Raw genomic sequence first — 13,093 nt, 5'->3', positions numbered from 1 at the left:
GCGTGTATTGCCCATTGGCCCGCGCCCTCGGCGGCTGGGACTGGTTGGAAACGACCGGGACCGGGTCCGGCTAAGCCTCAACAGGGCTGCCCACCGGATGCTGGCGGATAACGATGGCGCGGAGCGGTCGGCTTCGTCGAAACGGTATTCATTCAAAGATCTCCGGACGTCGTCCGGCGCTCCGCGTCCCTTTCCACCAACTCAGCGGGAGACCGCGTGAGCTTGAGACGCCGTGCCCGCTAGCACTTGCCCCCACCTGACCGCTTCGCGGTCTGTCCGCCCCCACAGGGGGCGGAGGACGCAAACGCGGCTCCCCTCTTCCCCCTATGGGGGAAGACGACCGCGAAGCGGTCCGTAGGGGGCAAGTACTCACCGCACCGACGACCGCAATTGACTCCTCCCCCCGCCCCCGTATTTTCCGCGCCGTTCGCGTAACTGGCGCTAGTGATGGGGAACCATCGGGGAGCGCGGACCACATCGCCGCGCGCCTGGGCTCCTCGAAACCGTCTTCCACCAGACCTGGAGTCCGCCGTGCCCGYCGCCCCCGACTATCCGTCCGCCCCCGACCTCGTCGCCCCCAAGCGCGCCCTGCTGTCGGTCTCCGACAAGACCGGCCTGGTCGAGGCCGCCCAGATCCTGCACGCGGCCGGGGTCGAGCTGGTCTCGACCGGCGGCACCAAGGCGGCGATCGCGGCGGCCGGCATCCCGGTCAAGGACGTCTCGGACCTGACCCAGTTCCCCGAGATGATGGACGGCCGGGTCAAGACCCTGCACCCGATCGTGCACGGCGGCCTGCTGGGCGTTCGCGACGCGCCCGAGCACGCCAAGGCCATGGCCGACCACGGCATCGGCGCCATCGATATCCTGTACGTGAACCTCTACCCGTTCGAGGCCACGGTCGCGAAGGGCGGATCCTACGCCGAGTGCGTCGAGAACATCGACATCGGCGGCCCGGCCATGATCCGCTCGGCGGCCAAGAACCACGGCTATGTCGCCGTCTGCACCGATCCGTCGGACCTGGCCGAGGTGCTGGAAGCCCTGAAGGCCGGCGGCACGACCCTGGCCCTGCGCCAGACCCTGGCGGCCCGCGCCTATGCCCGCACGGCGGCCTATGACGCGGCGATCTCGACCTGGTTCGCCGCCCAGCTGGGCCAGGACTTCCCGGCCCGCAAGGCCATCGCCGGCGAACTGCGTCAAGTGATGCGCTACGGCGAGAACCCGCACCAGAAGGCGGCCTTCTACGCCTTCCCGAACCCGCGCACCGGCGTGGCCACCGCCACCCAACTGCAGGGCAAGGAACTCAGCTACAACAACATCAACGACACCGACGCGGCCTTCGAGCTGATCGCCGAGTTCGATCCTTCGGCCGGTCCGGCCGTGGCGATCATCAAGCACGCCAATCCCTGCGGCGTGGCCGTGGGCGGCTCGCAACGCGAAGCCTATGAGCGCGCCCTGGCCTGCGACCCGACCAGCGCGTTTGGCGGCATCGTCGCGGTCAACACCCGCCTGACCCGCGAGGCGGCGCTGCAGATGGTCGAGATCTTCACCGAGGTGGTGATCGCCCCGGAAGCCGACGACGACGCCATCGCGGTGTTCGCCGCCAAGAAGAACCTGCGCCTGCTGGTGACCGGCGGCCTGCCCGACGCCCTGTCGACCGGCGACACCTTCAAATCGGTGGCCGGCGGCTTCCTGGTGCAGTCCCGCGACGACGCCCGCATCAAGGCCTCGGACCTGAAGATCGTCACCAAACGTCAGCCCACGGACGAGGAAGTGCGCGACATGCTGTTCGCCTTCACCGTCGGCAAGCACGTCAAGTCCAACGCCATCGTCTACGCCCGCGCCGGCCAGACCCTGGGCGTCGGGGCCGGCCAGATGAACCGCAAGGACTCGGCCCGGATCGCCGCGCTTCGCGCCGCCGATTTCGGCCTGGACCTCAAGGGCTGCGCCTGCGCCTCGGAAGCCTTCTTCCCGTTCGCCGACGGCCTGATCCAGGCCGCGGAAGCCGGGGCGACAGCGATCATCCAGCCGGGCGGCTCGATGCGCGACCCCGAGGTGATCGAGGCGGCCGACAAGCTGGGCCTGGCGATGGCCTTCACCGGCGTGCGGGTGTTCCGACATTAATTGCCCGCAAGGCCGGCCCGTCGCCCAAGATCTTGCGACCCATCACGGCGAGGCCGTGATGGGCATGGCCTGCCCAATTCGTGTCGATCCACCGGCGCATATGACGGTGTCATACGAATGCGCTAGCCGACGCAGGCTCCGTTAGCTAGTGCTGGCGCGCAAATCCTTGAAGCGAGTTCAGATGTTCTCCAAGCCCCGCGCCGATCTCGTTCCCAATACCGCCGCCTATGAAAACGAACCCTTGGTCAAGGCCACGGGCTTCCGGGAATACGACGCGCGCTGGCTGTTCGGGCCCGACATCAACCTGCTGGGCGTCCAGGCCCTGGGCCTGGGCCTGGGCACCTACATCCAGGAACTGGGGCTGTCGAAGATCGTGGTCGGCCACGACTTCCGCTCCTATTCCAGCTCGATCAAGAACGCCCTGATCCTGGGCCTGATCAGCGCCGGCTGCGAGGTGCACGACATCGGCCTGGCCCTGTCGCCCACCGCCTATTTCGCCCAGTTCGACCTGGACATCCCCTGCGTGGCCATGGTCACCGCCAGCCACAACGAGAACGGCTGGACCGGCGTGAAGATGGGCGCCCAGAAGCCCCTGACCTTCGGTCCCGACGAGATGGGCCGCCTGAAGGCCATCGTGCTGGGCGGCGAGTTCGTCGAACGCGACGGCGGCAAGCTGATCCGGGTCGAGGGGGAGGCTGAACGCTTCATCGCCGACGTCGCCAAGCGCGCCCAGATCACCCGCCCCCTCAAGGTGATCGCGGCTTGCGGCAACGGCACGGCCGGCGCCTTCGCCGTCGACGCCCTGCAGCGCATGGGCGTCAATGATGTGGTCGGGATGGATGTCGAGCTCGACTACACCTTCCCCAAGTACAATCCGAACCCGGAAGACGTGGAGATGCTGCACTCGATGGCCGCGGCCGTCCGTGAGCACGGCGCGGACCTCGCCTTCGGCTTCGACGGCGACGGCGACCGCTGCGGCGTGGTCGACGACGAGGGCGAGGAGATCTTCGCCGACAAGATCGGCCTGATGCTGGCCCGCGACCTGGCCCCGCTGAACCCCGGCGCGACCTTCGTGGTCGACGTCAAGTCGACCGGCCTCTACGCCACCGACCCGATCCTGGCCGCCCACGGCTGCAAGGTGATCTACTGGAAGACCGGCCACAGCTACATCAAGCGCAAGAGCGCCGAGCTGGGCGCCCTGGCCGGCTTCGAGAAGAGCGGCCACTTCTTCATGAACGGCGACCTGGGCTACGGCTATGACTGCGGCCTGACCGCGGCGGCCGCCATCCTGGCCATGCTGGACCGCAATCCGGGCGTGAAGCTGTCGGACATGCGCAAGGCCCTGCCCGTGGCCTTCACCTCGCTGACCATGAGCCCGCACTGCGGCGACGAAGTGAAGTACGGCGTCGTCGACGACGTGGTGAAGGAATACCAGGACCTGTTCGCCGCCGGCGGTTCGATCCTGGGCCGCAAGATCACCGAGGTGATCACCGTCAACGGCGTGCGGGTGCACCTGGAGGACGGCTCGTGGGTGCTGGTCCGCGCCTCGTCCAACAAGCCCGAGATCGTCGTGGTGGTCGAAAGCACCCAATCGGCCGACGACATGCGCGCCCTGTTCCGCCAGGAAGTGAAGCCGCGCCTGGGCGACCGGGTCGGCAAGTACAACCAGGAAATCTGAGGCCGAGAACCATGCTCAGCGCCGACTGGGGAGCCAAGGTCGCCAACGCCTCGAAGGTCTTCAAGCCTTCGGGTCCCGGCCCCTTCCCCGTGGCGCTGATCCTGCACGGCTGCGGCGGCAAGACGCCCTTCCTGGAGACCTACGCCCAGGTGGCCGTCCAGGCGGGTTGGGCGGCCGTGGTGGTCGACAGCTTCAAGCCGCGCGGCATGTCGACGATGGACGGCAAGCTGTTCGTCTGCACCGGCATGACGCTGCAGGGCCTCAAGCGCTCGGGCGACATCTTCGCCATGCTGTCCTGGCTGGAAAGCCAGCCCTGGGCGGACTCCCAGCGCGTGTTCCTGGCCGGCTGGAGCCATGGCGGCTGGTCGATCATGGACGGCTACGCGATCGGCGTGAACGCCGCCCGCGCCACCGGGATCACCGACGCCGACCCGCTGAAACTGCGCACCCGCGTCAAGGGCGCCCTGCTGGTCTATCCGTACGCGGCCTATCCGTCCCTGACCTCCAGCCGGGGTTGGGGCGTCCAGGGATGGGCGGGACCCAAGGTGTTCTCGGTCGTCGGCGGCAAGGACCAGGTGGTCGGCTGGAAATATCCGCGCAACGCGCTGGACCGGTTGAGGCGCGACGGCCTGGCGGTGGACACGGCCTTCTATCCGGACGCCACCCACGCCTTCGACGACGATCGCGCCAACGACCCGCGCGCCAAGTATCGTCCCGACCTCTTCAGCCAGACCCAGACCTATTTCGCCAAGGCCCTGGGCGTCGCGCGATCACTCTGAGCTCATCCAAAGCGCGTATTATTCCCGCCAAGATTGTGGCTCACCCGATTGTATGTCAGGCTCTTCCCATCCACCGGGAGGCCTTCCATGACGCTGGCGCCGATAGCGCGAGCCGCGCTCGTCCTGACCCTTTTGCTGCCGGCCCTGGCGCCCGTCGCCTGCGCGCCCGTGGCCCCGCCGCCCAATCCCGCCGCCCAGGTCAACGCGGCCAGCCTCAAGGCCCAGACCCTGTCGCTGCTGGACGTGTCCGGCGATCCCTATGCCGCTCATGCCGCCGAGGTCTCCGCCCTGACGGCCCGGATCGACGCCGCGGCCAGCGCGGCCGCCGCCGACCCGCTGAACACCTTCTCGGCCCGGCAATGGTCGGTGCTGCGCGATCCGAGCCGCGCGCTCTACGGCGGGACCATTGCGCTGTGGCAGAGCCAGGGAACGCTGAGCCCAGCCTTCCGCGACCAGAAGAAGGTCCAGATCGGCCGGGCCTTCGACTACATCCTCTGCCTGGAGGCCAACAAGGGACGGGCCACCTCCTGTGGCGCGATGGTGGAGGGCGGCGCATGAGCCAGTTCGACGATTTCCTGGCCGCCGCGCGGGCCAATCTCACGGTGCTCGGCAAGGACAGCTTCGAAGGCTATTCCGCCGAGGTGAAGGCCATGGCCCAGGCCGCGCTCGACAAGGCGCGGGCCAACCTGCAGCTCTGGACGGGCCAGCTGGCCGCCGGACAGCTCAGCGAGGCCGAGTTCAAGAACCTGGTGCAGGGCGAGACCGACCTCACCGAGATCGCCGGCTACACCGCCGCCGGGATCAGCCAGGCCGAAGCCCAGCGCCTGCGCGACGCGGTGACCGTGACCGTGATCAACACGGCGCTCGACACCTTCCTGAACTCCAGGCCGCCCAGTTGATCAGGCGGCGGCCGGCGACGTCTCGGGCGCGCGGCGCAGAGGCATCGGCCCGCGATAGGCCAACCGCCACAGCCACTCCAGCGGGCCCATCGTGAAGCGCGCCATCCACCAGCGCGACCACAGGATCTGCAGCAGCCATATCACCACCACGGCGGCCGCCAGGAACGGCCGGTCCACCTTGCCGAACAGCCCTGGACCCCGGCCGCCGTACAGCAGCGTCGTCATCAGGATCGACTGGGTCAGGTAGTTGGTGAAGGCCATCTGCCCCACCGGGGCCAGGACTAACGGGATTGCCTTCCAGACCCTGGCCCGCGCCGCCATCACCATCAGGCCCACATAGCCCAGGCTAGCGACGGGGGCGGTGGCGCTCTGCAGCCAGCGGGCCAAGGCGCGCGGCGCCCAGGGGTGGCTGGGCAGCATCATGTAGGCCGTCTCGGCCAGGCCGACGATCGCCAGAACGCCCAGGCCCGCGCCGATCAAGCCCTGATACACCCCGGTCGAGGCCTTGCCGCTCAGAACGCCAAGCTTGTACAGGCCCATGCCGATCAGCATCAGCGACAGCACCAGCAACGGCCACGTCTGGGGCCACTGGGTGAAGGCGTCGAACACGAAGGCCCAGTAGTCCTTGGCGTTCTGGGCGAAGGACTGGGTGAAGCTCCCGGCGTACTGGACGCTGTCGGCCTGGACCCCCGCCAGGAACTTGGCCATCTCCGCCGGCGGAGGATCGCCCCCGCCCTGGGCCGCGTGACTGAGCAGCTTCCAGGCGCCCCAGGCGGAAAGCCCCAGGTGCAGGCCGATCCCCGCCTGCAGCAGGCGCTTGGCCGGCCACGAGCGGGCCCACATCGCCAGCAGACCAACCAGCGCATAGTCGTTGAGCACATCGCCCTGCCAGATGACCAGGCCATGGAACAGGCCGATCGCCAGCAGGCTGACCAGGCGCAGGATCAGGATCCTCCGCTTCTCGTTGTCCCCGCCTTCGCCGCCGACCAACAGGATCGAGGCGCCGAACAGCATGGCGAACATCGAATAGAACTTCTGCTGGAAGAACACCTGGGTGACCCACCAGACGGCCACCGAAGCGGGCGCCATGCCCAACGGCCACAGGGTCAGGCTAGTGGCCACCGAGTGCGGCTGGGCCGCGATCGGGATGTTGCACAGCAGGATGCCCAGCACCGCCAGACCCCGCAGCGAGTCCAGCAGAACAATACGATCCTTGACCATGTACGCCCCCGACACCAATCGGCGGCGATCCTGTACCGACTTGGCCCGCTCGACAACCCTGGGTTAGGCGTCCGGCCCCTGGCGCGGCACGCGGGCCAGGATGACGGCGCCGGTGGCCAGGAACAGGGCCGAGACCGCGACGGCGATGCGCTGGTCGCCGACCAGCCGGGTGCCGACCGCGATGACCAGCGGCGCCATGAAGGCCGTGGCCTTGCCCGACAGGGCGTACAGCCCGAACCACCGCCCGCTCTCGCCGGCAGGAGCCAGCTCGGCCATCCAGGCGCGCAACGACGCCTGGGCGGGTCCGAAGGTCAGGCCCACGAACAGGGCGAAGCCCAGGAACACCCGCTCGGGCAGGCTGGCGAACAGGGGCCCGCCGGCGACCGGCGGAGCGACTTTGATCACGAAGGCCAGACTGTCGCGGCCCACCAGCCCGACGCCGAACGCGCCGAACAGCACCACCCCGGCGGCGATCAGCACCGTGGCCTTGGAGCCCAACTTCTGGTCCACCCGGCCGCCGATGAAGGTGCCGATCCCTGCGGCGACCGACAAGGCGATGGCGTAGAGGCCAAGCTGGGTCGTGGTCCAGCCGAACAGGCCCGCGGCCAACACGCCGCCGAAGGCGATGAAGCTGGAAATGCCGTCGCCCAGCAGCATCCGACCGATCAGGAACCGCAGCATCCACGGCTTGCGCCGCAGTGAACGGATGGTGCTCCACAGCTCGGCCAGCGGCTTCTGGCCGGCGATCTTGGGCGGCTGGGGCGCCATCACCATCAGCGGCCAGGAGAAGACCAGGAACCACACGGCCACCAGCGGTCCGACGATGCGGTCCGGCTCATGCTGGGCCTTCGACAGGCCCAGCATCGGAACGTCGGGCAGCGAGAAGCACAGCAGCACGACGAACAGGCTGATCAGGGCCCCGACATAGGCCAGGGCCCAGGCCGAACCGGACAGACGACCGACCTGGCCCGGCTTGGCCACCAGGGGCAGCAGGGCGTTCATCACCGACCCGCTGAGCTCGGCCGAAACCCCGGCCACCACCAGGCAGATCAGGATCGGCAGGATGCGGCTGGCGTCGCCCGGAGCGGCCAGCCAGAGGGCCCCGCTGGCCAGGACGAACGGCACGGCCAGGCCGACCAGCCAGATGCGGGGATTGCGCCGCGCGTCGACGCTGGCCCCGACCAGCGGGCTGAAAACCGCGATCAGCAGGCCCGAGACCGCGCCGGCATAGCCCAGCAGGGTCTGTCCCCTCGCCGCGTCGCCGACGAAGCCGGCCGCGAAATAGGGGGTGAAGATGAAGGTGGCGATCAACGCCCAATAGGGCTGCTGCGCCCACTCGTAGAGCGCCCACGCGGCCCGCTGCCGATCACCCTTGTCCATAAGCGCCCCCAAGTGAAGCGTCGCTTATACGCGAAGCTTCTCCGGCTGGGGACACGCACATGTGCGTGTCCCCGATTAGGGTCTAGGCGGCGCTCGCCAGGCCCCGCAGAGCCGCGTTGGCGATGGTCAGCTTGGCGAAGGTCCAGCCGCCGCCGGCCTGTTCGATGTCCTCGACCGTGCGCTTGGCGGCGCGGACGCCGTCGGTGCGCAGGGCGGCCCACGAATTGACCGCCGCCTTGGCCGAGGCCTCGTCGTCGCCGGCCTGGGCGTTGGCGGCGAACTTCAGCACCGTCTGGGTGATCGCGGTCTGCTCGCTGAGCATGTCCTCGATCAGACGGCGGACGGCCAGGCGCTCGAAGGCGTCGCCGCCGACGAACGAACCAGCCGCCGAGCGCAGCCGGTCGAAGCCGAAGGCCGCGCCCACCTGGTGATAGAGACGAGCCACGTTCTCGACCGACCAGCTGGAGGCGTTGCCCAGGTCGACCAGGTCGGCCGCCGTGGTCACCGGCTGCAGGGCCGCCACGGCCAGGGCCAGGGCCTCGGGCGCGCCGTCGGCGACATAGGCCTTGGCGCGCTTGGCCGCGACCTTCTGCTCGAACGGCGAGAGGATCGCGGTCCCCAGGGCCGACAGCGCCTTGACCGAAGGCCCATAGGCCTCGACCAACTGCCCGACGGTCGACTTGTCCTTGAACGCCCGGCGGGCCAGCCAGAAGGTCAGGCTGCGGAGGGCGTAGGCCAGGGCCTTGTACAGCGCCAGCTGGCCGCCGGCCGAAGCCTTGCCGTCCAAGGCCGAAACCTGGTCCCACAGGGCGTCGACGCCCAGGATCTCGCGGGCGGCGGCGAAGGCGATGACCAGGGCCGTGGTGTCGCAACCGGCGGCGGCCCGCAAGCGGCTCGGGAAGGTCGGGCCGCACATGTTGATCATCTGGTTGTCGAGCACCGTGGCGATGATCTCGCGCCTCAGCCGGTGCTGCTGCATGGCGTCGGCGTATTTGCCGAGGGCCGGCGGGAAGTAGCCCTTCAGCGTCGCCTCGAACCACGGATCGTCCGGCGCCTGCGAGGCGACGATGTCGTCGAACAGGTCGATCTTGCCGTAGGCCAGCAACACGGCCAGTTCCGGTCGGGTCAGGCCTTTGCCGGCCTGGGCGCGGTCGGCCAGGGCGGCGGCTTCTGGCAGGCCCTCGACCTTGCGGTCCAGCCGTCCCTTGGCTTCCAACGCCGCCATGAACTGGGCGTGGGACTCGACCTCCGACACCGCGTCGCTCTCCATCAGCGACAGGGCCAGGGTCTGGTCGTAGTTGTCGGCCAGGACGTGGCTGGCCACGTCGTCGGTCATGGTCGGCAGAAGTTCGTTGCGGCTGTCGCGGGTGAGCTTGCCGCCGCGCTCCAGGATCCCGGTCAGGATCTTGATGTTGACCTCGTGGTCGGAGCTGTCGACCCCGGCCGAGTTGTCGATGGCGTCGGTGTTGATGTGGCCGCCCGCCCCGCCCGCGCCCATTTGCGCGAACTCGATGCGGCCCGCCTGGGTCAGGCCCAGGTTCGCGCCCTCGCCCACCACCTTGACCCGCAGGTCGGCGCCGTTGACGCGGATGGCGTCGTTGGCCTTGTCGCCTGCCTCGGCTTGGCTCTCGCCCTTGGCCTTCACATAGGTGCCGATGCCGCCGAGATAGAGCAGCTCGGCCTTCGACTTGAGAATCGCGGTCAGAAGCTCGGCCGGGGTCACCGTCTCGGCCTTGATCTCGAACAAAGCCCGGACTTCCGGCGACAGCGGGATGGTCTTCAGCGACCGGGCGAACACCCCGCCGCCTTTGGAGATCAGGCTCTTGTCGTAGTCGTCCCAGGACGAGCGCGGCAGCTTGAACATCCGGTCGCGCTCGGCCCACGAGGTCGCGGCATCCGGATCGGGGTCCAGGAAGATGTGGCGATGGTCGAAGGCGGCCAGCAGCCTGGTCTGCTTGGACAGCAGCATGCCGTTGCCGAACACGTCGCCGCTCATGTCGCCGACGCCGACCACGGTGAAGGGCTCGGTCTGGATATCCTTGCCCAGCTCGCGGAAGTGGCGCTTGACCGCTTCCCAGGCCCCGCGGGCGGTGATGCCCATGACCTTGTGGTCGTAGCCGACGGACCCGCCCGACGCGAAGGCGTCGCCCAGCCAGAAGCCGTAGTCCTCGGCCACGCCGTTGGCGATGTCCGAGAAGGTGGCCGTGCCCTTGTCGGCGGCGACCACCAGATAGGGGTCCTCGCCGTCATGGACGATGACCCCGGCCGGCGGGACGATCCTGTTGTCGGCGTCGATGTTGTCGGTGATGTCCAGCAGGCCCGACAAGAAGGTCTTGTAGGCGCGGATCGCCTCGGCCTGGATGGCGTCGCGGTCGCCGCCGCGCGGCAGATTCTTCGGATAGAAGCCGCCCTTGGAGCCGACCGGCACGATCACCGCGTTCTTGACCTGCTGGGCTTTCACCAGGCCCAGCACCTCGGTGCGGAAGTCGTCGCGGCGGTCGCTCCAGCGCAGCCCGCCCCGGGCCACCGGGCCGAAGCGCAGGTGCACGCCCTCGACGTGCGGGGCCGAGACGTAAATCTCGCGATAGGGCTTGGGGGCCGGCAGGTCCTCCAGCTCGCGCGAGGCGATCTTGTAGCTGATGTAGGGCTTGGGCTCGCCGTCGGGACCGACCTGGAAGAAGTTGGTCCGCTGGATGGCCCCGATCAGGGCGGCGATGCGGCGCAGGACACGGTCGGCGTCCAGGCTCTCGACCGCCTGCAGGGCCTCGTTGATGCTGGCTTCGACGGCCTTGGCCTGCTCCCGACGCGCGGTCAGGTCGGCGTGCACCGCCGGATCGAACTTGATGCGGAACAGGTCGAGGATCAGGCGGGTGACGCCGGGATTGTCCGACAGCGCCTGCTCCTGAACGCCCTGGCTGGGATCCAGGCCGGTCTGCTGGCGATAGCGGGCCAGGGCGCGGACCAGGGCGGCCTCGCGCCAGCCGACGCCGAGCTCGAGCACCAAGCGATTGAAGCCGTCGCTTTCGGCGCGGCCGGTCCAGATGGCGACGAAGGCGGCTTCGAAGGCGGCCTTGATGTCGGCGAACGACAGGTGCTCGCCGCGTTCGTCGCGCAAGGTGAATTCGTGGACCCAGACCTTGGGGTGCGACCCGTCGGCCGGCGTCAGCTTGAAGCCGTCCTCGATCAGGGCCTTCAGCCCCATGTGCTCGAGGATCGGCAGCACGTCGGCCAGGGGCGCGGCGGCGCCGGGGCGATAGAGCTTGAAGCGGAAGGTCAGCTTGTCGTCGTCGGCGTGGCGGAAGGCGCGGACCCGCACCTGCTCGTCCGCGCTCAGGTCGTCGACCACGGCCAGATCGGCCAGGGCCTCGGCGGCGTCGTACTGGTCGCGATAGCCGGGCGGGAAGGCGCCCTGCCACCGGGCCAGGGTCTGGGCCACCCGGCCGGGCGCGCCGCCGTCGCGGATGGCGGCCTCGAAGCGGTCCTCCCAGGTGCGGGCGGTCTCGGCGACGGCGGCTTCCAGCGCCTCCAGGTCCGGATCGCCGTGCTTGCCGGGCGTCACGCCCAGCACGTAGTGCACGCGGGCCAGGGGCGCGTCGGAAAAGCTGGGATAGTAGGCGCTGACCCGGCCTTCATAGGCGTCGGCCAGGATCTTGCCGGCCCGCTCGCGCACGCCGCTGTCGTAGCGCTCGCGCGGCACGAACATCAGCACCGAGATGAAGCGGTCGAACGGGTCCTTGCGGGCGAAGAGCCGCACGCGCGGCCGATCGTAGAGGTGCAGCACCCCCATGGCCATCGACAGCAGTTCGTCTTCCGAGATCTGGAACAGCTCGTCGCGCGGCCAGGTCTCCAGGATGTTGCGCAGCCGCTTGCCGCTGTGGCCCTCGGGATCCTTGCCGGCCTGGCTGAGCACGTGCTCGACCTTGCGCCGGATCACCGGCACTTCGTGGGCGGGCGTCTCATAGGCCTCGGCGGTGAACAGGCCCACGAACCGGACCTCGCCGGACGGCTTGCCGTCGGTCCCGTACCGGCGCACCCCGACATAATCCATGTAGCCGCGGCGATGGACCTTGGACCGCAGGTTCGACTTGGCCACCACCAGGGGCGCCCCCAGCAGCAGGTGGTCGCGGACCTGGGGTGACAGGATCGCCGGTTCGCTGCCCCGGCGCAGCACGGTCAGGGTCTGGTCGCGCAACACGCCCAGGCTGCCCTCGGGCTGGTACAGCGGCTCCTCGGCCGCGTAGCCGCCGTCCGGGGTGCGGGGATATTCGTAGACCCGAGCGCCCAGGAACACGAAGCGGTCGCCTTCCAGCCAGTCGAGGAAGGCCAGGCCTTCGTCGCGCTCGCCCTGGGGGATGGGGGCCTTAGAGGCGCGCAGCTCCTCGATGGTGCGATGGATCAGGGCCTTCATGGCGTCGAAGTCGTCGACCGCGACCTGGACGTCGGCCAGGGCGTCGCGCACGGCGCTGATCAGGGCGGCCTCGCGGTCCTCGCCTACGGGAGCCAGATAGACCTGGATCATCGAGCGGCGACCCGTCGGCGTGTCGATCACCGGGTGGAACATGGCCCGCACCGAAAAGCCCTGCTCGGCGATGGCGCCCATGATGCTGTCGACCAGGAACGGGCGGTCAGGCTGGACGATCTCCAGCAAGTCGCTCTTCAGGTCGGTCCCGTCGGCGCGGACGGCCGAACGGACACGTATGGAAAGAGGGTCGGAAGCGCCTTCGCCGAAACGCCAGAAGTCGACCAGGGCGTGGGCGATGTCGTCGGAAGCGAAGCCCGGCAGCTCCTCGGCCGACCAGTCTTCCTGGACCTGGGCGGCGAACTGGGCTTGTGACGCGGTCAGCGCCCCCTGCCCCAGGGCCGCGCCGAAGGTCGAAATCAAACCGTCCGGTTGAGCGGCAGTCGCCTTGGGGTCAAGTTTTGCACCGACCATGGGATTTCCTCGCGAATTTTTGGCGACAACCTAGCCTTTTCAGGCTCGGTTTCAACCGTAGCCAGGGAAAAGCGCAGAATAT

At 68.9% G+C, this 13,093-nt stretch carries 8 protein-coding genes and 1 riboswitch; of the genes, 5 read left to right on the top strand and 3 right to left on the bottom strand.

Features of this window, described 5'->3' with window-relative positions; all coding sequences use genetic code 11:
• Positions 1-421 precede the first annotated feature (421 nt).
• Positions 422-501: riboswitch (ZMP/ZTP riboswitch) on the top strand.
• Between the two features lie 30 nt (positions 502-531).
• The 5 genes from purH (at position 532) to AC1DYP_RS20055 (ending at position 5,477) form a co-directional block, all read left to right on the top strand.
• A complete protein-coding gene (gene purH / locus AC1DYP_RS20075; RefSeq protein WP_477047826.1) occupies positions 532-2,121 on the top strand; it encodes a bifunctional phosphoribosylaminoimidazolecarboxamide formyltransferase/IMP cyclohydrolase in 1,590 nt (529 codons plus the stop codon).
• Between the two features lie 181 nt (positions 2,122-2,302).
• Positions 2,303-3,799 carry a phosphomannomutase/phosphoglucomutase gene (locus AC1DYP_RS20070; protein WP_477047825.1) on the top strand — a complete coding sequence of 499 codons (1,497 nt, stop codon included), beginning with the start codon at positions 2,303-2,305 and terminating at the stop codon, positions 3,797-3,799.
• Positions 3,800-3,810: 11 nt separating this feature from the next.
• Complete coding sequence (locus AC1DYP_RS20065; protein ID WP_477047824.1) at positions 3,811-4,578, top strand: dienelactone hydrolase family protein; 768 nt, start codon at positions 3,811-3,813, stop codon at positions 4,576-4,578.
• A gap of 87 nt (positions 4,579-4,665) precedes the next feature.
• Entirely contained in the window at positions 4,666-5,136 is a 471-nt protein-coding gene (locus AC1DYP_RS20060; RefSeq protein WP_477036213.1) for a hypothetical protein, read from the top strand.
• Positions 5,133-5,477 carry a hypothetical protein gene (locus AC1DYP_RS20055; protein ID WP_477047823.1) on the top strand — a complete coding sequence of 115 codons (345 nt, stop codon included), beginning with the start codon at positions 5,133-5,135 and terminating at the stop codon, positions 5,475-5,477. The genes AC1DYP_RS20060 and AC1DYP_RS20055 overlap by 4 nt, the downstream gene beginning before the upstream one ends.
• On the opposite strand, the gene AC1DYP_RS20050 is transcribed toward AC1DYP_RS20055, so the two are convergent.
• The 3 genes from AC1DYP_RS20050 to AC1DYP_RS20040 all read right to left on the bottom strand — a co-directional run bounded on the left by AC1DYP_RS20050 (position 5,478) and on the right by AC1DYP_RS20040 (position 13,011).
• A complete protein-coding gene (locus AC1DYP_RS20050; protein ID WP_477047822.1) occupies positions 5,478-6,698 on the bottom strand; it encodes a DUF418 domain-containing protein in 1,221 nt (406 codons plus the stop codon). It lies immediately after the preceding gene.
• A 63-nt stretch (positions 6,699-6,761) separates the two neighbouring features.
• Positions 6,762-8,078 (bottom strand): MFS transporter, encoded by a 1,317-nt coding sequence (locus tag AC1DYP_RS20045; RefSeq protein ID WP_477047821.1) that lies wholly within the window; start codon positions 8,076-8,078, stop codon positions 6,762-6,764.
• A gap of 82 nt (positions 8,079-8,160) precedes the next feature.
• Positions 8,161-13,011 carry an NAD-glutamate dehydrogenase gene (locus tag AC1DYP_RS20040; RefSeq protein ID WP_477047820.1) on the bottom strand — a complete coding sequence of 1,617 codons (4,851 nt, stop codon included), beginning with the start codon at positions 13,009-13,011 and terminating at the stop codon, positions 8,161-8,163.
• Positions 13,012-13,093: the final 82 nt, after the last annotated feature.

Source organism: Caulobacter sp. P1_D6, assembly GCF_056406095.1.
Note: the sequence above shows the minus strand (reverse complement) of the source record. Positions and strands in the feature narration are given on the sequence as shown.